Genomic DNA, 23,356 nt, shown 5'->3' on the forward strand with positions numbered 1-23,356 from the left:
ATGACAATCAAAAGCATTCTTGAAAACAAAAAAGTATTATTCTCATTTGAAATTTTTCCTCCAAAAAAGCAGGCAAATTTTGAAAACGTAATTTCCTGCGCAAAGGAGTTGAGCGCCCTTCAGCCTGATTTTATGAGCATCACTTACGGTGCAGGCGGAACTACAAAAGTAAACACAGTAGAAATTGCCCAGCAGATAATCAAGATGGGAACACCTGCCCTTGCACATCTTACCTGTGTCGGCAATACAAAAGAAACAATCAGATCTACCATTGCGGAAATGAAAGCCGCAGGAATTGAAAATGTCCTTGCCCTCCGCGGTGACTATCCACAGGATTTTGAAGGAGAAAAGGCAACTGCAGATGGTCTTGACCACGCTTCCGACCTTGTTCCGATTTTAAAGGATGCAGGACTATGCGTTGGTGGAGCCTGCTATCCTGAATGTCATCCTGAAAGCGCCAACAGAATCGACGACATTGAAAACCTTAAGCACAAGGTTGATGCGGGAGTAGACTTCCTTACAACACAGATGTTCTTTGACAACAACATGCTCTACAGCTATCTGTACCGCCTTCAGTCAAAGGGAATACATCTTCCAGTTCTTGCAGGAATCATGCCGATAACAAATTCAAACCAGGTTGCAAGAATGGTAAAGCTCAGTTCAGCCTATGTTCCAGAAAAACTACTTGCAATCTGTGACCGCTTTGAAAACAATCCTGCGGCAATGAGGCAGGCTGGAATTGCATACGCAACAGACCAGATCATAGATCTTATTTCCAACGGCATTCGCGGAATCCACATCTACAGCATGAACAAACCTGATGTTACCAAAGACATCATCGCTAACGTCAACGAAATCATCAAGGCAGTAAACGAGTAAAACATGGCAGACTTCAGAAAATTTTTAGCAGATTCAATTTCAAACCGCACCCCTGTATTTTTTGACGGCGGAATGGGAACCATGATTCAGAAGACAGGCGTTGTCGGATACACGATTCCTGAAGACCTGAACTTCTATCATCCAGAAATCATAAAGGACATACACCGCCAGTACCTTGAAGCCGGAGCAAATGTAATCACGGCAAATTCCTTCGGTGCAAATCCTATAAAGGTTGAAGGCGGAAAATTTTCTGCAGAGCAATACATAAACGAAGCAATCAAACTCCAGAAAGAAGTGATTGCAGAATTTGAAACTGCACACCCGGAAACAAAGGGAACCCATTTCTGTTCATGGGACAGCGGACAGATCGGCAAACTTCTTGAACCAATGGGAACACTGACTTTTGATGAGGCCTACGAAGCTTACAAACTCTGTGCAGTTACTGCAGAAAAAGCAGGCGCAGATGTTGCCATCATCGAAACCATGAGCGACCTTTATGAAGTAAAAGCTGCCATCCTTGCAGTCCAGGAAAACACAAAGCTTCCTGTAGTTTCTACAATGACCTTCCAGTCAAACCTTAGAACCCTTACAGGTGCAGATGTCCTCACCTGTGTTACATACCTTGAATCCCTTCATGTTGATGTCATCGGATTCAACTGTGGCGGAAGTCTTGATGAAGATGAAAAACTTGCAGAACAGTTCTGTTCATACGCCCATCTTCCCGTCCTTGCACAGCCTAACGCAGGACTTCCTGTAGTGGTAAACGGCAAGGATGTTTTCAAGGTTGAGCCTGAAGAATTTTCAGAAAGCCAGCTTAAAAACTTTGCCAAAGGCATCACACTTTTGGGTGGTTGCTGCGGAACCACACCAGGACACATCAAGGCCGTTGCAGATAAAATCAAGGCAGGCAATCTTAAGATTGCACAGGCTACAAAAGAAAACGAAAACAATACCTACATCTGCTCATACAATCATGCACTGCAGATTGGAGGTAGTGCCGGTCCAAGAATCATCGGTGAAAGAATCAATCCAACTGGAAAAAAGAAATGCAAGGAAGCTCTTCAGAACAAGGACATGAACTTCATCCTTGGTGAAGCCGAAAGCCAGATTAACGGCGGTGCCCACATTCTTGATGTTAACACAGGACTCCCTGGAATCGACGAAAGCGAGATGATGACCTTAGCCGTAAAGACAATCCAGGCAGCCTTCAATACTCCACTCCAGCTTGATTCAAGCGAAGACAAGGTTCTTGAACATGCCCTCCGTTACTACAACGGAAAGGCCCTTGTAAACAGCGTAAACGGTAAAAAAGAAGTCATGGACAAGGTTCTGCCTTTAATAAAACATTACGGAGGTTCCCTTGTTGCCCTTTGTATTGACGAAGACGGAATAGCACCTACAGCAGAAGGCCGTGTAAAAGTAGCAGAAAAAATCATTGCGGAAGCTGGAAAATACGGAATCCCTGTCCGAGACATATTCATCGACACCCTTACCCTTACAGTCAGCAGCGAACAGAAAGCCGCATTGGAAACTGTAAAGGCAATCCGCATCCTTAAGGAAAAATATGGGGCACAAGGTATTCAGTTCGTACTTGGAGTATCAAACATTTCCTTTGGACTTCCACGCCGCGACATCATCAACAGCAGATTTTTTGAACTTGCCCTTGATGCAGGTCTAAGCGCAGCAATCATAAACCCTGCCAGTGCACCTATGATGGACAGCTACAGGGCTTACAGAAGTCTTGCTGGCTACGACGAAAACTGCCTTGAATACATTGAAACCTACACAGGAACAGTTGATCCGACAACAGCTAAGGCAAAGGAAAAAATCATCCTTGACGCCATTGCAGACGGAACCATCTCAATCAGCGTGAATACACCTGGAAGCACGGCACAGAACGTTACCCCCAGGCAATCCCCTGTAAAAGCAGGGGATTCAGAAGCAAAGAAAACTGAAGTAAAAGAAAAACAGACTTTCGCTGACAAGGATGAGGACATTCTCATAAAGATAATTGAAAAGGGTTTCAAGGATCAGGCTGGGGATGCAACCGACCGACTCCTTGAAACAAAGAAGCCTGTGGAAATAATCGACAACTGCATCGTTCCTGCATTGGATAACGTAGGAAAGGATTTTGAAAAAGGAAGAAAATTTCTTCCACAGCTTTTGCTAAGTGCGGAGACAGTAAGCAATTCTTTTGCAAAGATAAAGGAGAATCTTGAAAAATCTGGCAATATGCAGGAAAGCAAGGGAACTGTTGTAATCGCAACGGTCTTCGGAGACATCCACGACATCGGCAAAAACATCGTTAAGGCAATGCTTGAAAATTACGGATACGATGTAATCGACCTTGGAAAAAATGTTCCTGCAGAAGAAGTTGTAAAAACAGTCCTTGAAAAGGACATCAAGCTTGTAGGATTAAGTGCCCTAATGACAACAACCGTTGCAAACATGGAAGAAACAATTCGACAGCTAAGGTCAGCACTTGCAGAAAAAGGAAAAGAATGCAAAATTGTTGTTGGCGGTGCAGTCCTTACAGAAGACTATGCGGAAAAAATTGGGGCAGACTATTATTCAAAGGATGCCATGCAGACAGTCGCAGTCGCCAGGGAAGTATTTGGAAAATGAAAAATTACGGTGACAGGAAACTCACATCTTTCAGCGTCATGAGGGCTTACGCAAATGTTATTCTGGGCATCAGAGGACTTTTCTTTTTGTTGCCCTACCTTGGAACTGTCATCTGGAAATTTTTCCTCCTTCAGTACCTTCAGAAAATTCACCTAAGAAGAATCAAGATAACAAGCGTAGACCATGAGCTGGACACAACGGTTCCTTTCAGGGAAGACTACGCAGGAATATACCTTGATTTCATCAATTACTGGATTCGTCCCCTTTCCATGATGTTCAAAAAATTCGGACACATGAAAGGGTTAAAATTGTGTGCCGAATGGTTCAGGAGAATTTCACTTGCATACAACGAAGCTTACAAGGTGTATTCAAAGAATCTTACGACAACAAGAAGACCATCTCCAAAAACAAAAGCCGTAAAAAACATTCAGAAGGCTGACCCTCACTACTGCTGCGTACCAAGCCTTCACATAGCGGTAATTGTCCTTACAATTTCTTTCTACAGAATGCTTCTTGCAAGGGAAGATTTTACGGAAGACGAACGAAAAAACTTCAATGAAGAAATATATTCACACGGTGTGGAAATCGCAGAATCAGTTTTATACATGAAGCAGCACAGCGTAAACTGCATACCTGCCGCATTGTACATGGTGACAAAAATCGCTCCTGACATCATGACTGTAGAAATCGCAGAAGAACTCATCAAAGATCTTTTTGTAAAAGCTGAAGATGTTACTGAAGAAAACAAGAATAAAATAAAAGCCCACATTCAGAAGTTCTATCATGAACTGCTTTCTGAAAGTGAGCTTTTCGGACACTGGTCAGTTCCAGTTTTGAACTGGATCAAAAACTATACTGCATACACAGAATAATCTTAAAGTCCTGTAAGTTCCCTTGCCTTATCTACAATGGCAGACTTAAGGGCTTCAACATCATTTTTCTTTTCAGCAATGATGCGGACAAAAACAGAACCTGCAACAACTGCTTCAACAGAACTTGCAAGGGCATGAGACTGTTCGCCGTTGCTGATGCCGAATCCACCGTAAACTTTTGAGCCGCCTGCACTAACCTTGTTGAGGAAAGCAATTGTCTTTTCATCGATTGTCGTCTTGCTTCCAGTGATACCTGCGCGCAAAGCACAGTAAATGTATTTAAAGCCTGCGTTGGCAAGCTTTGAAAGACGCTCGTCCGTCATGCTAGGAGCTGCTACAGGAATATTTTCCATTCCATATTTTTTGCAGGCTTCAGTAAGTCCTTCATCATGATCGAATGGAAGGTCTGGAATAATCATTCCCTTTACACCGCATTCACTTGCCTTCTTGCAGAAAGCATCCACGCCAGGTGTATAAATAAGAGAACCGTAGCTCATGATGTATATCGTTGTTTCTGGAAATTCTTCGTGAATCTGCTTTATGAAGGCAAGGCCGTCTGCAGTCCTGTAGTTCCTTGCAAGAACTTCAGTACAGGCAGTCTGAATAGCAGGGCCGTCGGCGCTTGGATCACTGAAAGGAAGCTGAACTTCAAGGATGTCTGCTCCACCCTTCACAAGGGAACGGGCAACATCAAGAGATATTTCGTTTGTTGGATATCCTGCCACAAGATGGCTCATTAACTTTATCTTTTCCATTTTAATTCCCCTTACTTATTGAACATGGATGCTGCATCATGGATGTCTGTGCTGTTCTTAACGCGGTCAAGTTCAGCACCAAGGAAGTCAATCCACTTGTCTCTGCGGTAAACAGGATTAGTAATGAAGAGGTCCTTGTCACCGCGTCCGCTCATGTTGATGATGATAGCCTTATCCTTTGGAAGTGTCGGTGCAAGCTTCATTGCGGCGGCGCCTGCGTGGGCACTTTCCATTGCAAAAAGTATACCTTCGTTCTTTGCAAAGAAGTTGATTGCCTCAAGGGCTTCCTTATCAAGGATTGCAGTAAATTCGATTCTTCCGCTCATGCCAAGTTCTGCAAGCTGAGGTCCGATTCCCATGTAGTCAAGGCCGGCAGAAATTGAACGTGTCGGGAGGCTCTGTCCGTCTTCATCAAGAAGGAAGCGGCTCTTGTATCCCTGAACGATTCCTTCACGGCTGGCATTACCTGTCATGCGGCTTGCGTTTTCGCCTACACCAGGACCGATTCCGCCTGCTTCAGCACCGATAAGGCGTGGTGATTTTTCATTGATGAAAGGTTCAAAGAAACCGATGGAATTGCTTCCACCTCCAACACATGCAACCATGGCAGCGATGTCAACGTTTCTTTCTGCGCACTGCTTCTTTACTTCGCGCCCGATAACACTCTGGAATTCGCGTACGATATCTGGGAAAGGAGCTGGTCCAAGGGCACTACCAAGAACATAGTGTGTTGTATCAAAGTTTGTCGCCCAGTCACGCATGGCTTCATTGACGGCATCCTTTAGGGTACGGCTTCCGCTTGTAACAGGAACAACCTTAGCACCGTAAAGTTCCATTGTAGCAACATTTGGCTGCTGTCGCCTTACATCAACTTCACCCATGTAGACTACGCATTCAAGGCCAAGCTTTGCACATGCTGCTGCAGTTGCTACACCATGCTGACCTGCACCAGTTTCTGCAATGATTCTTGTCTTTCCCATGCGTTTTGCAAGGAGACACTGACCGATGGCATTGTTGATCTTATGTGCGCCTGTATTTGCAAGACCTTCAAGCTTAATGTAGATCTGTGCACCACCAAGAAGTTTTGTTGCTGTTGGAGCAAAATATAAAGGAGTTTCGCGGCCGATGTAGTCGCGTCTGATTGTATCAAGTTCTTCAAGGAAGTCCTTGTCTTTCATGTAGAAATCAAAAGCCTCTTTAAGTTCATCAAGAGGACGCCTCATGATTTCTGCAACATATTTTCCACCGTATTTTCCAAAGAATCCGTCGTCTGACATAATAACCGCCTTGTTTCTATTGATAGTAACAATGTTACTATCAATAGAAACATCTGTCAAGGGTTTTCTTCAGATTTTTTAGGATTGGCGGTTTGCTATGAATTCCCTGAAAATGATGCATCCAAGAATCATGAATCCACCGATAACACAAAGAAGTCCCGGTACTTCACCGGCAAAAATCATTACCCATACAGGATTCATCAAAGGTTCAATCATTGTAATGATGCTTGCACTCAAGGCTGTAACGCTTCCAATTCCCTTTGAAAAAAGAAGGTTTGCAAAAGCCATCTGGAAAACACCGAGTGCAAAAATACAGATGATGCTGGTCCAGTCACCAGCTGCAATGCCATTGGTAAAATAGAAAGGAATGCAGACAACAGCAGTAATAAGGTGAGCAAGCATAAAGGATGTTGCAGAAGCTTCACTCCTCTGCTTCCTCATGAATATTGTAGTTCCAGCAAAAGTCACACCAGAAAGGGCTGCAAGAACATTGCCCAAAAGCTTTCCTGCATCAAGATCACTGTAGAAAAAAAGGAATACACCGACAAGAACTCCAACAACAGTCACAAAATCTGACTTCCTGTTTTTTTCACCCAGAATAACAGGCCCAAAGAGAATGACCCAGATGGGATAGGAATACTGTAGGAGAACAGCATTGGCGGAAGTAGTCATTTTGTTGGCGGCGCAGAAAAGAATCATGGTTGCACTGTAACTGATGCCCCCAACCCACAAATAGAAAGTTGAACTTCTATCCGTTTTTCCCTCGTTATCTTTAATTCTGAAAATCGGGAATTTTCTTAAGGCAACAATGAATGTTACAAGGGCAATAAGGCTTCTGTAGCCTGCAATTGTAAAAGAAGATGCATTTACATTTTTAATGAAGATGCCTGCAGTACTCCAGAAGAGACCGCAAAGGGCAAGTGCCATTACTCCACCGAATTTGTTCATAGTGAAAGAATAATAGCACTTTGCAATAAAAAATCAATCGAGGTCTAGAAGAGTTTGAAATATTCCTCAAGCTTGGAATGAGACTTTATTCCTTTGTCTTCTTCCAAACCACTTGAAGCATCAATAAGTTCAGGCTGATATTTTGCAAGGATGTCTTTTACATTGCTGCAATTTACGCCGCCTGCAAGCCAGAGCTTTGTCATTTTGGAAACCTCATTTACAAGTTCTTCTGGTATTGAAGTTCCCGTTCCACCAATGTTTTCCCCAACCTTTGCATCAACAAGGATTCTTGGTTCACCGTAACGCTGAAGAAGTTCAATCAACTCCAGGTCCTCTTTTGACGAAACATTGACTGCAAAATAATGTGGAAGTTTTTTAAATTCAGACTTGAAGAACGCTTCAATCTTGTCCTTATTAAATCCATGGAGCTGAATCGCATCGATTTTGTTTTCTTTTAGAAGCTTAAAGGCCCTGGCAGAATCATCAGTAGTAAAATCAACTACCACACCAACTTTAAGGGCATTGGTACGGCTTTCGATAATTTCAAAATTCTTTACAGAACGTGGAGACTTATCCCAGAAAATGAATCCGAGAAGATCTGCACCAAGTTCCTCAGTTTTTTCAAGATCAGCATTATTTGTAATTCCACAAATTTTTACGAGAGGCTTACCTGATTTTTCCTTTTCGTTCAAAAGAACTGAAACTTTTTTCCAGAAATCATATTTTGAATTTTCATTTCTTTTTGATTCTGCGCCCCTAAGGAAAGCATCCACATAATTCATTGCATTTACAGGATCCCTTGCAACTGCTTCTCCCATAAGGATTCCGTCAAAACCAAGGTTCCCTGTAAATTCCGATGCCTGGACAGAAAGAATTCCGCTTTCAGAAATCACGCGGACATTCTGAGGCCGTTCGTTTTCAGGAAGAGCTTCCAGTTTCTTTTCTATCATTGATTTTATTTTTAATGGGATAAGCATGTCGATGGTAAAGGTCTTCAAGTCGCGGGCATTGACTCCAAGGACAACCTTGTCAAAGGATTTCATTTTTCCTGCAAGCTTCAAAACCTCAAAAGCTTTTTCTACAGCCTCTTCATCACGGAGCTCAAGAAGTATTGAAATGCCAAGTTCAAAAGCCTTCGATGCCATCTGCAGAAGTTTTGGCGTATCAAGGATTCTTGCAATGAGAAGAACGGCATCTGCACCGCATCTGTATGCAATTTCTATTTCTTCAGGCTCAAGAAGGAAATCCTTTCGGAGAACTGCAACTTTATTTCCAAGACTGTCTGCAAGATCAGCAACCTTCTTAAGGTCATCAAGAGTTCCCTTAAAGTAATTTTCTTCGGTAAGGACAGAGATGGCGGAAGTTCCAGCCTCTATGTAACTCTTTGCCGTTGCAGCACTGTCCAATCCAGGCGCAATGTCACCTTTGCTTGGAGATGCCCTCTTTACTTCAAGGATTGTTCCTGGTTTTGGAAGAAAAGGAACAACAGGCCTTGTTCTTTCCGTAGGAATTTCATGTCCGTAAGAGTATCCGAGTTTTTCAATGTCCTGCAATCTTCTGTCGCAGATTTCCTTCAAGATGTTTCGCATTCTTTTTTACCGTGCAGCCTTAAGCATTCTTTGAAACTTCAACAATCTGGTTGAGCTTTGCAAGTGCTTTTCCACTGTTGATGGAATCCATTGCCATGTCATATCCGTCCTTGATTGTCTTTGCTTTTCCGCTGATGTAAAGAAGTGCACCAGTGTTAAGGCAGACTGCATATTTGATTGTCTTCTTTCCTTTTCCGTTCAGAACATCCATTGCAAGGGCAGCATTGTCTGCACCATTACCGCCCATGAGTTCAGCTTCATCGGCATCAGTGATTCCGTACTTTGCAGGATCGATTGAATACTGATATTCCTTTCCATCCTCATTGATCTGATAGCAATGGGTGATTGCACAAGGAGAAATCTCATCATAACCGTCTTCACTTGTCACAACGAGTACCCTCTTTGCACCAAGCTTCTTTGCCGAATGTGCATAGGTATCAAGCAGATCCTTTGAGTATACGCCAAGAACTTCATATTCAGCAGAAGCAGGATTAAGGAGTGGCCCCATGATGTTCATGATAGTCTTTATTCCCAAAGCCTTGCGGACAGGAGCTGCAAAACGCATTGCACTGTGGTAAACAGTTGCCATAAGGAAGCCGAAACCTGTCTTTTCAATAAGGCTACATGTCTTTGCAGGATCAGCCATGATGTTGATTCCAAGGTTTTCAAAGAAGTCTGCGGCACCTGACTTTGAGCTTACGGCTCTGTTACCGTGCTTTGTGACTGTCTGTCCGCAGCTTGCAGATACAATTGCCGACAATGAAGAAATATTGAAGCTTCCCTTTCCGTCTCCACCTGTACCGACGATTTCCGCGTGGTTATGGAATTCAACAGGCAAAGGTTTCTTTACCTTGAGGAGTCCGCGTGCAAATCCAACGATTTCGCTTACTGCAGGTCCCTTTGATGCAAGTCCCACAAGAACACCTGCTGTTACGCAAGGATCAAGAGTTCCGTCCGCAAGGTTTTCCATAAAGAGGCAAGCCTGATCTTCTGTAAGGTCTTTCTTTGCAATGACAGTGTTGAGTATTTCTGCCACAGGAAGATTTTCCCTGCGGTAGTTAAGGAAGGCACGGAAAATATCGTCTCCAGCCTGACTTGCAATTGATTCAGGGTGGAACTGAACGCCTTCAATCATCATTGACTTATGGCGGATACCCATGATGTCACCGTCAGCTGCACGTGCTGTGATTTCAAAATCAGGAGACAAAGTAGATTCATCAATTACAAGTGAATGATAACGGGTGAATGAAGATTTCTTTCCAACGATTCTGAAAAGTCCACGGCCATCCGTATCCATTTCTTCAACAACACCGTGGCAGATTCTTTTAGCCTGAACGATTTTAGCACCAAAAGCCTCACCGATTGCCTGGTGTCCAAGACATACACCAAGAATAGGAATCTTGCCGGCAAAATATTTGATGGCATCTTCTGAAACACCTGCTTCCGATGGAGTTCCAGGACCTGGAGAAACTACAAGACGGCTTGGATCAAGCTTTTCAATTTCTTCGACTGTGATTTCCTTTGAGCGTACTACCTTAACTTCTTCATTGCCAAGGCGCTGCAAAGCCTGAACCACATTGTATGTAAAACTGTCATAGTTATCGATTACAAGAATCATATAATTTCTCCTGTTTCTAATGTTTCTACTGATAGTAACAATGTTACTATCAGTAGAAACATCTGTCAAGGAGAATTTTCAAAAAAAAACCTGCCGATTCAAGAGCATGAAATCGACAGGATACCAATACCACTAGCTATTCTTTTTTTGTTGCCCTCTAAGAAGCTCAAGATATGAACTCATAGGCAATGGCCTTGAATAAAGGAATCCCTGAATGTAATCAACTCCAGCATGCTTTACAAGTTCATCCTGCTTTTCCGTCTCAACGCCTTCAACAAGAATCTTAAGATTGGAATCCTTGAAGGTTGAAATAAGGTTCTTGACCAGTTTGAGCATCTCCTCATCCTTTTCCATCATAAGAACAAAGGAACGGTCAATCTTGATTGTATAGAACGGAAGACGAATGACATTTGCAAAATTGGAGAAGCCTGTACCGAAGTCATCAAGATAGAAAATGATTCCCGCCTTGACAAATTCTTCCATCCTGTTTCTTATAAGCTCAAAATCATCGATGAGAATGCTCTCCGTAATTTCCATGATGATGTTCTCAGGCTTGATGCCATATTTTTCAATAGTGCCAAACACAAAATCCTTAATCTCTGGATTGAGCATCTGATAAACGGAAAAGTTTACGGAAACTGCTTTTACCACATCCATGTTCTGACTGATGAATTCACAGACCTTTTCAAAGTTGACTTTTCCAAGCCGTTCAATTAGACCGTTGTTCTCTGCAATAGGAATGAATTCCGCAGGGCTTATGTCGCCTATCTCCGTGCCGATCAGTCTTGAAAGCGCTTCCGCATATACAAACCTCTGCTTTTCAATCGAAACGATAGGCTGAAAATAAACCTGATACTGCGTTGATGAAGGGGTAAGTTCCCTTTCAAGAATCTTGATGATGGTTTTCTTTCTTCTGAATTCATTCATGAAGTTTTCATTGCTATGGACAACACAGCAGGTCTTTTCCTTTCTTGCTTTGTCCATAAGACCTTTCAAGAGTTCGATTGCTTCTTCATAGGAACCGGCATCTTCTGGTATGTTGATGCTTGCCGCAATAAATTCAAATCTATAGCTTCGTCCTTCCTTATCCAGAATGTTCATGTATTTTGAAAAGGCTTCTTTAATCTGTTTTTCGAGGGTATCGATAAAACCATGGGGAGAAACCACCATGAACTTTGAACCGTTTCTATAAAAACTTCCTCTGATGCTAAAACGGAAAGAGCGTACAAGATTATATACAAGGTTATCAACTTCAGTGGAACCAAATGTTTCCTGAAGAACTCCAAGGTTTTCTACAGAAATCATGGACAGAGTACAGGCACGTAATTTTTTTGACATTGTCCTTTCAAGGTACTGAACGGTCTTTAACCCGGACTTATAATCTATTTCTATTCTGTCAGACTGAATTGCAAGGTACATAAGAATCATAGTGACTGCACCAGAGCATCCAGACATAAGCCAGTACTCATTAAAAATCTGAAAGGACATTACTATGGCACTGATGACAGGATATAAAACAAAGACAGAAAACATTCTTGAAGAAAGAACACGTCTGTGCTTTAGAACGGCAATTTCCGTTACAATAACCTGAAGTCCCGTAATGATAAAAGTACAATATTTTAAATTTCCACGAACATATCCCTTCTCTGGGTCAAAACGGAAAATCCAGCCAGTCCAAAGATTTCCTATTACAAGGAAAAGGTAGACAGCAAAAATCAATATGAGAACACCATGATATATTTTTGAAAACTTATGCACGGCAGAGATGGAAGCATAGAAGTAAAGGCAGAATATAAATGGCAGCGCACAAAGATTCAGGAAGAAGACAGTGGAAGTAAAATTACAAAGCCACAGGGAATACTTTGGAAATTCCGTTATGCAAACACAGGAAAGAATGTCTGATCCACAGGTTAAAAGCAGGCTTATATCGCAGAGGAGAAATAAAAAATTTCTGCGCTCCTTAAGATAAAAAGAAGTTAAAATAAAGAATAGAAAAACAACTGATATTAATAGCGAGCAGAATTCCCCAAGTATGTTGTACATAAGGAATATTTTAACACTTTATTTACATAAGACAACATTTTAATAAAAAAAGGCTGTCCTCATTCAAAAGACAGCCTTAAAATACTATTTTTTTGTATTGTCTAAGACAGCACGAAGAGCACCCAATTTCTCGTTTGTCTCTTCCCATTCACGGTCAGGATTGCTGTCGTATACAATTCCACCGCCTGCCTGAAGTGTCCATGTGCTTTCCTGCTTAAGCGCACAGCGAATACCGATACAGAAGTCAAGGTCTCCGCTTGTCTGAAGATAACCGATGGCACCTGCGTAGAAACGTCTCTTGATTTTTTCAAGGCGGCTTAAAATTTCAATGGCACTGATTTTTGGACTTCCGCTTACAGTACCTGCAGGGAATGCTGAACGAAGAACCTGAATCTGCTTCATGCCATCCTTTACCTTGCCCTGAACATCACTTACAAGATGCATTACATGACTGAAATATTCGCAGTCCATATATCTGGTAACTTCAACACTACCACTTTCGCAAACTCTTCCAAGGTCATTTCTTGCAAGGTCAACCAGCATCAGGTGTTCACTCTTTTCCTTAGGATCAGCAAGAAGGTTTGCCTTCAATGCCTCATCTTCAGCAGCATCCTTACCGCGTCTTCTTGTACCTGCAATAGGTCTGATTGAAGCAATGCCTTCACGAACACGGACAAGGCTTTCTGGACTTGAACCTACAAGCTGCCTGTCACCAAAATCAATGAATACAAGGTATGGACTTGGATTTACCGAACGGAGGCGGCGGTAGATTTCCATGGCGCTGTTTTCATTTTCAATCTGAAGGCGGCGGCTAGGAACTGCCTGGAAAATATTACCTGCGATGATTTCTTTCTTAAGGGCAACAACCTTTTCCTTGTATTCGCGTTCACTCTGTTCAAGGTCTGTGATTGTACGGCAAGGAAGAGGTTCTTCAGGAGGAGCAAGGTATGAAAAGTCAAGATCATTGAGACGCTTTTTAAGATTGTCCACAGCCTTCTGAAGATCAATCTGATGTTCGTTATAGTTGAAGGCAAAGACATGGAGCATTTCAGTAAAGTGATCGAAAACAATGTAAAGGTGTCCTGCAACAAATTCACTTTCAGGAATTTTTAGTTCATCCTTCTGAGGTGCAAGATTGATGGTATCACAGCGGGCACAGAACTCGTAGCTCAAGTAACCTACTCCACTTGCAGGGACAGGAATGCCTTTCACAGGAAGTTCATTTTCCTGGGCAACATAAAGAAGGGCATCAAGAACATCAACCTCATGCTTTACTGTAGAACCTGGAGCAATCATCTCGTCATCAGAAAGTCCAGCAGTCTGTGCGGTAAAAGGAACTCGGCGACCATCAATGATAAATGCAATCCCTTCATCATCCTGAAGAATATGGAAGGCTTCTTCCGCCATGAGAATCGAATACCTTTCTTTTCCCATGTTGAATCTTGCACTTTCAAGAATAGCCTTGGCTCCGATTTTTCTTGCCAGACTGAATGGTGTATATCTGTCACTTGGTAAAGTCAAATAAATGCTGTCAGTTCTTTTTGCCATGCTGAACCCCTTCGTTTTCTTGTTTCTATTGATAGTAACAATGTTACTATCAATAGAAACACTTGTCAAGAGTTTTTTCCTGCAATTTTTGCCATTTAAATAACCATTATAGTATGACTTTATTGACGGTCCATTTGCACAATAGTAAAGTTGTCTCATGAAAAAATTAACTGAAGGAAACATTACAAAACAGATAATTTCGTTCTCAATTCCACTTCTTGCGGGTACTGCCCTCATAAGGCTTTATACCCTCGTTGATACAATGATGGTAGGAAGATTTCTTGGAACGGATCCACTTGCCGCAGTCGGAGCAACATCAAACATTGCAAATCTCTTTAACTTCATCTGCTGGGGATTTGCATCGGGATTTTCCATCATCATAGGACAGGCTTACGGTGAAGGAAATGAAAGCAAGCTTAAGAAAACAATCGCACATACATATCTTCTTTCCGTAATTCTTGTTGCGATTCTTACGGCCATCGGATTAGTACTGAAAGAAAAAATTCTTTTCTGGACTCAGATTCCAGAAGAAATCCATGGAATCGCTTCCGCATATCTGACAATATCAATTCTTGGACTTTCATCATCAATGCTTTACAACGTGATATCGAATGTGCTTAGGGCCTTAGGCGATAGTTTCATTCCATTGGTTTTTCAAATTGTAAGCGTTGTATTGAACATCATTCTTGACTATGTTTTCATCGCAATACTTGAAAAAGGAGTTGCGGGAGCAGCAGTGGCAACAGTAATTTCTCAGTTGGTAGCAGGAATATCAAGCCTGATTTACTGCCTCTTCAGAAGACGCACTTTGATCGTTTCGCTGAAGGATTTCAGCATGAAGGAAAACTATCTTTCATTGATGATTCCTCAAGGCATCTCAATGAGCATGATGATTTCAGTAGTAACCACGGGAACCGTTATTCTTCAGACTGGAATAAACAGCCTTGGTGCAGATGTCATAGCAGGTTATACAGCCGGCAGAAAATATGTTGAGCTTTTCTTCATGCCGGGAGGAGCCCTTTCTTCAACCGCAGCAGCCTTCACAAGTCAGAACTATGGAGCAAAGCAGTTTGACAGAATAAAGAAGGCTACCAGACAGATTATCCTTATCGCATGGATAATCAACGCCCTCGAATGGATTGCTGTAATCTTCTTTGCAGAAGGAATGGTCAAATCCATTACAGGAAACTATGTCGGTGATGAAATAATCAACGCTGGAAAATTCTACATGATAACAAACCTTCCGTTCTATGCCTTTGTAAGCGTACTGGTAATCGTAAGAAGTGCACTTCAGGGAATGAACAAAAAGAAGACACCTGTAATTGCAAGCATCATGGAAATGCTGGTAAAGGTTCTTGCAGTCGCTGTTTTCGTTCCATGCCTTGGGTTTACGGGAATTGTAATAACAGAACCAATCATCTGGATTTTAGGTGCAGCCTGGGTCTGGATAATCTACTGCAGAACGCTGAAACTCAAAATGAAGGAAAACAAAGTGATTTAATAATGCTTCATAAAATAAAACAGCTGGTCCCAATTTTGAAACCAGCCACTTTCATTTTAAAGAATTGCAAGATAAGCAATTGTTGCAGCATCCTTTGCGATGTTTTCGATGATGCAGTATTCGTTTGGCTGATGGGCAAGTTCATCCATGGTTGACCATACGACAGCATCAATTCCCATGTTGCGGAGTTCAGCAGCAACAGTACCTCCACCAATGCCGATGAACTTTGGTTCCACATTGTGGACTGCCTTTATGGCAGAAGCAAGATCCTTTGCCACAGGGGAATCTTTTGATGTTGCAGGACTCTGTGCGGACTGAGGTACAGAAACTTCAATCTTCACGCCGTATTTTTTTTCAACATCAGAAACAACCTTTGCAACTTCTGCACGCACTTCATCAAGCGTATAGCAAGGAAGGATTCTGCAGTCAAAGCAAAGGACATCATCACCAGGAATGATGTTGACTCCGCTAACGTTGGCATTCTGCATCGTAGGCTGGAATGTGGAATGGTCAGGCTCAAACATGGAATCCTTTTTTCCAAATTTGTTTTCAAAATCATTGATGCGCATGGCAAGGTCACAGGCTGCAAGTTTTGCATTGCATCCCTGGTCAGGACGGCTTCCGTGGGATTGCTTTCCGATTGTATGGAACTTAAGCCAGAGAAGATTTTTTTCTGCAATCTCAATAGTCTCGCCATTAGGATCACCACCGTCAGGAATAAAGATTCTGTCATTCTTTCCAAAAAGCTCCGGATGATTCTTGCAGAGCCAGAGCATTCCGTATGTTGAACCAACTTCCTCATCTGCCATGAACAGAAGCTTGATTGTGTGTTCAGGGATGATATGCTGCTTTACAAAACTCAAAGCCGCAAGGACTCCAGAACAAAGTCCCTGCTGATTGTCTTCTACGCCTCGGCCATAGATTTTTCCGTCTTTTACCACTGCCTGCCAAGGATCCGTATTCCAAAGGGAAAGTTCTCCAACAGGAACAACATCCATGTGGGCACAAACCCAGATATTGTAGTCATCAAGGTTACCTGGAATCGTAGCAACAAGATTAGGACGGACACCAGAAGATACGCGGCTGTCAGGAGCATCAAAATGTTCAAGGTTCTTTATTCCGTTTGCAATGAGCCACTGTTCAAGAGCGGCACATTTTTTACTTTCCCCGTCTCCACCATTTTCAGGAGCAAGAGCAGGAACTGCTGTAATTGTCTTTTCAAGGTCTACTGCAAAGTCAGTATTTTCATAGATAAAATCTTTAAGCTGATTGAATTCTTCGTTGTTCATACTCCAATTATAGAGAGTATAATAATTTAAGTCAAAAAAAAAGAGCCGATCATCCAGACCGGCTTTATTTTAACTACATCTTGTAGAACTTTTTGTATGCATTGTACGTTGACCCGATGAGAGTATCCACATCGCTATACTTTGCTTCCCAACCAAGTTTTTCCTTTGCAAGGTCAGATTTGGCAGTAAGCTGGGCAGGATCACCAGGACGGCGTTCAACATAGTCTGCCTTAATTTCTTTTCCAGTAATGCGGCGGGCGGCATCAACCATTTCTGTAACAGTGATTCCGTTGCCTGTACCAAGGTTAAGAGTAAGGCTTTCCTTCTTGCTTGAAATATATTCAAGAGCCATAACATGGGCTGTTGCAAGATCAGATACATGGATGTAGTCACGGATACATGTACCGTCACGAGTTGGATAATCCTGTCCGAAAATCTTCATTTTATCGCGCTTTCCACAGGCAACTTCCATTACAATAGGAAGAAGATTTGCAGGATTCTTTTCAAGACCGTAAAGAACACCTTCAGGATCATAACCTGCAGCATTGAAATAACGGAGGGCAGCAAACTTAAGCCCCTTGATTTTTTCATACCAAGCCATGAATTCTTCTATTTCAAGTTTTGTAAATCCATAGTAGTTCTCAGGATTCTTTGGATGATTTTCATCAATAGGAATATATTGTGGCTCTCCAAAAGTTGCTGCACTTGAACTGAAAACCATGTTAAGGCAGTTATACTTTACAGCGGCATTAAGGATGTTCAGTGTACCTGTAATGTTGTTGATGGAATATTTTTCAGGACAGATCATTGATTCACCTGCAGCCTTGAAAGCAGCAAGATGAATAAAAGCATCGAATCCCTTTGCAAAAGCTTTTTCAAGATCCTTTACCTTGAGGATATCACCTTTGATGAATCCGTTTTCCTTAAAAAGATTCTGCTTAAGTCCGCTTGAAAGATTGTCAAAAACAGTTACCTTGTGGCCCTTTGCCATAAGTTCCTTTACAACATGACTGCCAATATATCCTGCACCACCAATAACAAGTACCTTCATGACCTGCTCCTTATAAATCTGTTAAGTGTATTATCCCATAAAGAGAGTTGATTTTCAATTTATGAAAAACCATTTTGAGCAAACAGTTGCCCTATTTTATATTCCAACCCGCTCGGAAAATTCCTTAGAGAAACCTGCCTTTTCAAAACACTCTTTTTTCCAGTCTTCGGCACAGCCAGCCGCCTTCAGCTCTGAAACCATCCAACGAAGTTTAACCTCAAGTTTTCCCAACATAATATCATCAATATATTTTTTTCCAAGTTTTTCAATTACAAGCTGAGCAAGAGTTTTTCCTTCTGAAACTATTTTTCCAGAATAATCGTGGAACAAAGTTTTATAGATATAATTAAAGCGCATCTCAAAATCTTCATCAGTGAAATCATAAGGTGAATCAAGTCCATAACCGACAACATAATAATTCAGTTCTTCATAAGATGGACGACCACCTTTTTTATATAAATACTCAAAGAGCTTATAATGCTTTTCGCAATAGACAGAGTTGTAGTAAATAGAACGCATCATTGTTCCCATCAAAGTATTGGTTTTGCCACCTTTCACGAATGTCTGGTTCACATCGGCGCCAGATTCAATCAAGAATTTAATTACTTCATCATGATCATTATCTTTCCTAAGATCATACATCAGATTTTCAATAACATTAATATTTCCTGCGAGATATATATCCTTTGTGTTAAAGGAAAGTGCATTTCTATCTGCAAAGAATTTTATTTCATCAATGGAATAAGCATCGTAGGCAATTTTAAAAGTAATATTGGTTTTCTGATCTTCTGACAGATCCTTAAAAGGTGATTTTCTATCAAGTTTTTCAAGAACAGAAATGAATTCTTTTCTGTCATCATGATAGCGGGAATCATAAATGTAATCGGCAATTTCATTTCCCTTGATTTTCCAGTCATAAAGCAGAACAAGGTTCAGGAATTTTGGACCATATCTTAGGGCCTGATCAAGCAATGAAGTTTCACGACCTTTTTCATCTCCAACTATCTGAGAGAAATCTACATTGCGGGACTTTAAAATATTGAGGAATTTCTCCATATGTGGAATCAAAGGTTCACCAACTCCAAATTCACGCCAGCGATACAGAGCAGTATTGCAGTGCCCCAAAATGAAAGAAACATCAGCATAACACTGAACCAAATTATTGAATTCAATTAGGTTTCCTTTTATAAAAGCATCAATAAGAAGTTCTTCACGATAGGAGGCACCTAATGAAATCAATGCAGCTTTGGTAATTTGGTTATTGTATTTTATGCTTGCCTCAAAAGGAGTAATTTTTAATGCATCGCCTTCAGAATAATATTCATTTGGCGAATATCCGTTTTCAACAAGATATTGAATCATCGAAGGATTGGTATTGAATATTGCAGCATAAACAAGGAAATTATAATTTCCACCCGCATCGTCATAAAGGATTTTTTTCCAGTTACCATACTTCTGTAATTCTTCAGGAGTTCCATTGCACAGTACAGAGAATGGAGTTTTTTCATATTCTGAAAAACCGTCTTCTTTACAAATGAATTCAAATTTCAGTTTTTCCTTGAAAGGATAGATCATGATTTTATTATTTCTGCTGTTACGCAGATTGTATTTAATATTTCTGGTTTTTAGTTCTTCAATTAAATTTATAACAGACTGAATTGAAGATGGTGCAGAAGTTTTTTCAAATCCTAAAGCTTCGCCATATACAGACTTCCACTTTCCGTTGTCATAAATAAAGAAACCCGCAAACTCTTTTGTTTCATAGTTTTCTTCATCATAATGATTTACAGCCATTATATGTCGGCCATCTGAAACAGGGTAAAAACGATATTCGTATCCATGCTCCAGAGAACCTAATGTGGATTTTAGTCGGTTATACCCTGGATCCATTTCATACCCTTTAAAATAATTATTCACACGGATTTCTGAAATACAGGTATCGTTATCAGCTCCAGTTCCTTTGTATACATTCTTTATGGTCAATTTAATTTTTGAATAGGCTTTTTTATAATTAAAAATAGGAATTGTCTGAAAAAAAGGATAATCAGCAATATCATAGACAGCTGTAGTTTCAGCCATGTCATCAAGAGTGATTTCAAGTTGTTTTACGCGGTTATTTGAAAGATAGTAGTCAAAATTTCCAAAACCATTTTTCAATTCCAAACAAGCTATGGAAGTAGGTTCTGAAAGTGTAAGCTCAATTGTTTCCCCTATTCCTTCGTCATCCTTACCTTCTACCCAGCTGGTCCAACTGTCATCAATAAGTTTATCTGCAGAGTATTTTTCAGCAGCGCAGGAAGAAGTTTTTGCAGAAGCAATTGCAACATCTTTTGGTTCTACTGATTTGCACAATTCAAACCATTCATCAAAAGGAACTTTTTTCTTTCCCATCTGAACGAATTTAATTGAGCCGAAATCATCTTCCTTAAAATCATCCTTATTCCTTTCCATACGCACAGGATATTCAGGCATTTCAAGAAGTTTAAGCTTACCTAGATGATGCAGAAAAGAATTCGTAATTAAGCCACTATAATTATACAGATGGATTTCTTCCAGACTATGAACACGAGTTAAAACTCCATAACCAATGAATTTTATTACAGTATTCTTAGGAAAATAAAATGATTTAAGATCAGTACAATCACAGAAATTGTTATTATAAATTTCTTCTAGTCCATCAGGAAGCTTTATTCCTGTCAGTCTGGCTGTACTTTTAAAACAGTCCGAAGGAATGTAAGATTTCATATCGTTCTTTGAACAGGTAGCTTCAGAAAAATCAAGGGAAAGATCACAACTACTGCCATTTATGAGTTTAGCAATTTGTTTCCAGTCATCATTTTTTATTGTTCCTGAATATTTAAAAGTCTTTGAAGCCCCGTTCTTCTGCTTACTGATGAAACTTTTAAGCTCCTCTGTAACGGAAAGATTAGCAACTGTCTCATTCTTTTTTGCACTACAGCTGCACAAAAAAAATCCACTTAATAATGCCAATATAAATATTTTTTTCATTTTCAACTCCTTCTATTTTTAATTATTTCTTTTTTTTCTGATGAAAGCAGGTCTTACCGTATGTGGATTAAACCAGTTTAAGTAATTATTTACATAAATCTCTTCTTCCCTTTCGAGGAATTTCTGCCACAGGTCTTCCCGAATCAAAATATAGGATGAATCGATTTTCCTTATGCATCGTTCCAGAATCTCTTCAGGTTCATCATAAAGCTTGTCTTCAATGGCAATGGGATTTACACCGTAAGCCAAGCGCCATAGTTTTTCCACAGGAACAGGAAAATCTGGAACATAGTTAAGGGCATCACGAAGATTTTTTTCATAGGTGTAAACATGATTCATCCCAAGGTGTGCAATCAAAAGGGAATCATCTGGAAGTTCAATATTCTGCACAATTTTTTTGTAATAGGCATAAGGCGGATCCCGATTTACATCGTAGACTGATTTTGTTGTAAATCCAACAAAAATAAAGACAAGGGAAAGAATAAGGCATATCAGTCTTTTCTTTTTAGTTTTAATCACTCTATCCAGAACAAAGAAAACAACTATAATGCCTGCGGGCACTGCACTAAGAAGCATCCTGTAGCCCATATCAAGGACATTAAGATTCCAGAAAGGAAAAAACAAAACAGGAACAAAGAAAAGCAGAATGTCAAAAGTTTTTTTATGAATGCAGTAGGAGACAGCACCAACAAAAGAAATCCAGCAAAGAACAAAAATCACAGAGAGCTCAAGAGAAATACTGAATCCAATGGCCTTCTTCATGAATTGTGAAAAGACTGGTAAAACAGGACCAATGCTAAAAACAGAATGAAATCTTGGAAGCTGCCTTGAAAACAGAATAACTCCCGCAAGAACTGAAAGGGCAAGAAGAATCAGCTGCTTTTTACAGGACAATTTTCTCAACAGAACAAGCACCGTAAAGACAAAAGCAAAAGCCGCAGAAACAAGATGGCTTAGAGTGCAAAGGGCAAACAAAACCGCAGGCAGTATAAAGTCAGTATTTATCTTTTCATCTTTTGAAGAAACAGAAAAAATCGATGCTACATAAAAAATAAAGAAAGTTATTCCTGTAAGATTGTTTATGAAATTGATGCACATGGAACTTAGCGCAAAAGAAGAAAAGGCAACCGCCGTTCCCAAAACCGAAAAACCATAATCAACCTTAAGGGATTTCAATGCGATATATATGGAAAAAACCAACAATGCTGAAACAAAGGAAGAATAGACCTTGCAGCCCAAAATTGGATTTTTGAATATGAAGGCAAATACACCGCAGAGATAATATCCAATTTTGTAGTCGGGATTTTCCAGGCGACCGTTCAACGCAAAGGATTTTGCCTGGAGCGCATAAAAATATCCGTCAAGGCCTGCGGGCTCAGATGATTGCAAAAGCATCTGCAATCTGCACACAAAAACCGCAATTGCAATTATAACCGGAAGAACTATTTTAAATTTTGAAACTGATTTTATCATTTATCTACTAAGTTCCTTCTTTACGGTTGTAGGAACTCCAGCCGCAAGGACATTTTCAGGGACATCATTGAGAACCAAGGCTCCAGCACCTATGACAGCTCCAGCACCAATTTTTGCACAGAGAATTGTAGTCCTCATGCCGCACCAGATTCCTTTACCAAGTTCAATGTCGTGAAGGATGCACTTGCCTGCCCTATGTTCACTTCCTTCTATATGATGACTCTGGCAGTTTAAAGTGGTCTCTGGTCCTATTTCACAGTTTTCGCCAATGGTGACAGTATTGAATCCAGCAGTATAGACATGGCAATTCTGTCCTATCCACACATTGTCTTTTATGATGACTTTTCCTGGTCCGTAAATTCTAAAACCGCAGTTTATTTTTGCAGTTGAAGCAATTTCCACATTCATAAGTCGAAGGATAAATCTTCTGTATCCAAAGCAGGTTGAAGGAAAAAAATCCAGAACCTTATTAAAAATAAACCGTTTAAAAGAATTCAACATATGTGTATAATGATTTCTAACACTGATTTTTTCAAGATAAAACCAGGGGGAAATATGAAAAAGTTTTTTGTCATTACCACAAGCCTTTTACTTGGAGCAAGTGTTTTTGCCCAGTCAAAATGGTTCAAGGCACAGTCTAAATCTGCATCCGTTAAATCCGTAACAGCCACAAGCGAACTTGTTGAAGCCCAGTTTGATGGAAAATATCTTTATCCGCCCATCAACATTCTTGACGGAGACTTTAACAGCACCTGGTGCGAGGCTGACCAGAAAGGCTCTGGCATTGGAGAATCAATTACTGTTGAATTTGCAGAACCTGTTTCCTTTGATGAAATCCAGATTGTAAACGGTTTTGTAAGCAAGGATTATTATCTTAAG

18 protein-coding genes are annotated in these 23,356 nt (G+C 40.7%); 6 read left to right on the forward strand and 12 right to left on the reverse strand.

What is annotated here, in order from left to right:
- The 3 genes from metF to ACKI39_RS09225 are packed head-to-tail and all read left to right on the forward strand — an operon-like array spanning position 1 to position 4,376.
- Positions 1-879 (forward strand): methylenetetrahydrofolate reductase [NAD(P)H], encoded by an 879-nt coding sequence (metF, locus tag ACKI39_RS09215; protein ID WP_407399825.1) that lies wholly within the window; start codon positions 1-3, stop codon positions 877-879.
- 3 nt (positions 880-882) lie between these two features.
- Entirely contained in the window at positions 883-3,504 is a 2,622-nt protein-coding gene (locus ACKI39_RS09220; protein WP_407399827.1) for a homocysteine S-methyltransferase family protein, read from the forward strand.
- Positions 3,501-4,376, forward strand: coding sequence for a hypothetical protein (locus ACKI39_RS09225; protein WP_407399829.1), 876 nt, complete (start codon positions 3,501-3,503; stop codon positions 4,374-4,376). The genes ACKI39_RS09220 and ACKI39_RS09225 overlap by 4 nt, the downstream gene beginning before the upstream one ends.
- 2 nt (positions 4,377-4,378) lie before the next feature.
- On the opposite strand, the gene trpA is transcribed toward ACKI39_RS09225, so the two are convergent.
- The 6 genes from trpA to ACKI39_RS09255 form a co-directional block, all read right to left on the reverse strand.
- Positions 4,379-5,131, reverse strand: coding sequence for a tryptophan synthase subunit alpha (gene trpA, locus ACKI39_RS09230; protein ID WP_407399831.1), 753 nt, complete (start codon positions 5,129-5,131; stop codon positions 4,379-4,381).
- 11 nt (positions 5,132-5,142) lie between these two features.
- On the reverse strand, positions 5,143-6,408 hold the full coding sequence (gene trpB, locus ACKI39_RS09235; protein ID WP_318690188.1) for a tryptophan synthase subunit beta: 1,266 nt from the start codon (positions 6,406-6,408) through the stop codon (positions 5,143-5,145).
- 78 nt (positions 6,409-6,486) lie between these two features.
- Entirely contained in the window at positions 6,487-7,356 is an 870-nt protein-coding gene (locus ACKI39_RS09240) for a DMT family transporter (protein WP_407399833.1), read from the reverse strand.
- 44 nt (positions 7,357-7,400) lie between these two features.
- Positions 7,401-8,945, reverse strand: coding sequence for a phosphoribosylanthranilate isomerase (gene trpF / locus ACKI39_RS09245; protein WP_407399835.1), 1,545 nt, complete (start codon positions 8,943-8,945; stop codon positions 7,401-7,403).
- 19 nt (positions 8,946-8,964) lie between these two features.
- Positions 8,965-10,563 carry a bifunctional anthranilate synthase component II/anthranilate phosphoribosyltransferase gene (locus ACKI39_RS09250; protein WP_407399837.1) on the reverse strand — a complete coding sequence of 533 codons (1,599 nt, stop codon included), beginning with the start codon at positions 10,561-10,563 and terminating at the stop codon, positions 8,965-8,967.
- 132 nt (positions 10,564-10,695) lie between these two features.
- Entirely contained in the window at positions 10,696-12,321 is a 1,626-nt protein-coding gene (locus ACKI39_RS09255; RefSeq protein ID WP_407399839.1) for an EAL domain-containing protein, read from the reverse strand.
- Here ACKI39_RS09255 and ACKI39_RS09260 point away from each other — a divergent pair.
- Positions 12,316-12,465, forward strand: coding sequence for a hypothetical protein (locus ACKI39_RS09260; RefSeq protein ID WP_407399841.1), 150 nt, complete (start codon positions 12,316-12,318; stop codon positions 12,463-12,465). The genes ACKI39_RS09255 and ACKI39_RS09260 overlap by 6 nt on opposite strands.
- A 225-nt stretch (positions 12,466-12,690) precedes the next feature.
- Here the strand turns inward: ACKI39_RS09260 and ACKI39_RS09265 are convergent, their stop codons facing one another.
- Positions 12,691-14,154: a chorismate-binding protein gene (locus tag ACKI39_RS09265; protein WP_407399843.1), complete on the reverse strand. Its 1,464-nt coding sequence runs from the start codon at positions 14,152-14,154 to the stop codon at positions 12,691-12,693.
- Positions 14,155-14,311: 157 nt separating this feature from the next.
- Between ACKI39_RS09265 and ACKI39_RS09270 the strand changes: the two genes are divergently transcribed.
- Positions 14,312-15,655 (forward strand): MATE family efflux transporter, encoded by a 1,344-nt coding sequence (locus ACKI39_RS09270; protein WP_407399845.1) that lies wholly within the window; start codon positions 14,312-14,314, stop codon positions 15,653-15,655.
- Between the two features lie 56 nt (positions 15,656-15,711).
- Here ACKI39_RS09270 and ACKI39_RS09275 read toward each other — a convergent pair whose 3' ends face one another.
- The 5 genes from ACKI39_RS09275 to ACKI39_RS09295 form a co-directional block, all read right to left on the reverse strand.
- Positions 15,712-16,944 carry a M20 family metallo-hydrolase gene (locus ACKI39_RS09275; protein ID WP_407399847.1) on the reverse strand — a complete coding sequence of 411 codons (1,233 nt, stop codon included), beginning with the start codon at positions 16,942-16,944 and terminating at the stop codon, positions 15,712-15,714.
- A gap of 73 nt (positions 16,945-17,017) precedes the next feature.
- A complete protein-coding gene (gene galE, locus ACKI39_RS09280) occupies positions 17,018-17,995 on the reverse strand; it encodes a UDP-glucose 4-epimerase GalE (protein WP_407399849.1) in 978 nt (325 codons plus the stop codon).
- A gap of 96 nt (positions 17,996-18,091) precedes the next feature.
- A complete protein-coding gene (locus ACKI39_RS09285; protein WP_407399851.1) occupies positions 18,092-21,004 on the reverse strand; it encodes an NADase-type glycan-binding domain-containing protein in 2,913 nt (970 codons plus the stop codon).
- Between the two features lie 18 nt (positions 21,005-21,022).
- Positions 21,023-22,399, reverse strand: coding sequence for a hypothetical protein (locus ACKI39_RS09290; protein ID WP_407399853.1), 1,377 nt, complete (start codon positions 22,397-22,399; stop codon positions 21,023-21,025).
- 78 nt (positions 22,400-22,477) lie between these two features.
- Positions 22,478-22,885 (reverse strand): acyltransferase, encoded by a 408-nt coding sequence (locus tag ACKI39_RS09295; RefSeq protein WP_407399855.1) that lies wholly within the window; start codon positions 22,883-22,885, stop codon positions 22,478-22,480.
- A gap of 147 nt (positions 22,886-23,032) precedes the next feature.
- Between ACKI39_RS09295 and ACKI39_RS09300 the strand changes: the two genes are divergently transcribed.
- Positions 23,033-23,356, forward strand: a 324-nt coding sequence (locus tag ACKI39_RS09300; protein WP_407399857.1) for a discoidin domain-containing protein, incomplete at its 3' end; no start/stop codon positions are given.

Origin of the sequence: Treponema sp. (assembly GCF_045641405.1) — a bacterium.
GTDB lineage: Bacteria > Spirochaetota > Spirochaetia > Treponematales > Treponemataceae > Treponema_D.

Bases quoted from the DNA above. Each gene is read 5' to 3' on its own strand.
- metF (WP_407399825.1), top strand. From the start codon at position 1: ATGACAATCAAAAGCATTCTTGAAAACAAAAAAGTATTATTCTCATTT.
- ACKI39_RS09220 (WP_407399827.1), top strand. From the start codon at position 883: ATGGCAGACTTCAGAAAATTTTTAGCAGATTCAATTTCAAACCGCACC.
- ACKI39_RS09225 (WP_407399829.1), top strand. From the start codon at position 3,501: ATGAAAAATTACGGTGACAGGAAACTCACATCTTTCAGCGTCATGAGG.
- trpA (WP_407399831.1), bottom strand. From the start codon at position 5,131: ATGGAAAAGATAAAGTTAATGAGCCATCTTGTGGCAGGATATCCAACA.
- trpB (WP_318690188.1), bottom strand. From the start codon at position 6,408: ATGTCAGACGACGGATTCTTTGGAAAATACGGTGGAAAATATGTTGCA.
- ACKI39_RS09240 (WP_407399833.1), bottom strand. From the start codon at position 7,356: ATGAACAAATTCGGTGGAGTAATGGCACTTGCCCTTTGCGGTCTCTTC.
- trpF (WP_407399835.1), bottom strand. From the start codon at position 8,945: ATGCGAAACATCTTGAAGGAAATCTGCGACAGAAGATTGCAGGACATT.
- ACKI39_RS09250 (WP_407399837.1), bottom strand. From the start codon at position 10,563: ATGATTCTTGTAATCGATAACTATGACAGTTTTACATACAATGTGGTT.
- ACKI39_RS09260 (WP_407399841.1), top strand. From the start codon at position 12,316: ATGCACGGCAGAGATGGAAGCATAGAAGTAAAGGCAGAATATAAATGG.
- ACKI39_RS09265 (WP_407399843.1), bottom strand. From the start codon at position 14,154: ATGGCAAAAAGAACTGACAGCATTTATTTGACTTTACCAAGTGACAGA.
- ACKI39_RS09270 (WP_407399845.1), top strand. From the start codon at position 14,312: ATGAAAAAATTAACTGAAGGAAACATTACAAAACAGATAATTTCGTTC.
- ACKI39_RS09275 (WP_407399847.1), bottom strand. From the start codon at position 16,944: ATGAACAACGAAGAATTCAATCAGCTTAAAGATTTTATCTATGAAAAT.
- galE (WP_407399849.1), bottom strand. From the start codon at position 17,995: ATGAAGGTACTTGTTATTGGTGGTGCAGGATATATTGGCAGTCATGTT.
- ACKI39_RS09285 (WP_407399851.1), bottom strand. From the start codon at position 21,004: ATGAAAAAAATATTTATATTGGCATTATTAAGTGGATTTTTTTTGTGC.
- ACKI39_RS09290 (WP_407399853.1), bottom strand. From the start codon at position 22,399: ATGCTTTTGCAATCATCTGAGCCCGCAGGCCTTGACGGATATTTTTAT.
- ACKI39_RS09295 (WP_407399855.1), bottom strand. From the start codon at position 22,885: ATGAATGTGGAAATTGCTTCAACTGCAAAAATAAACTGCGGTTTTAGA.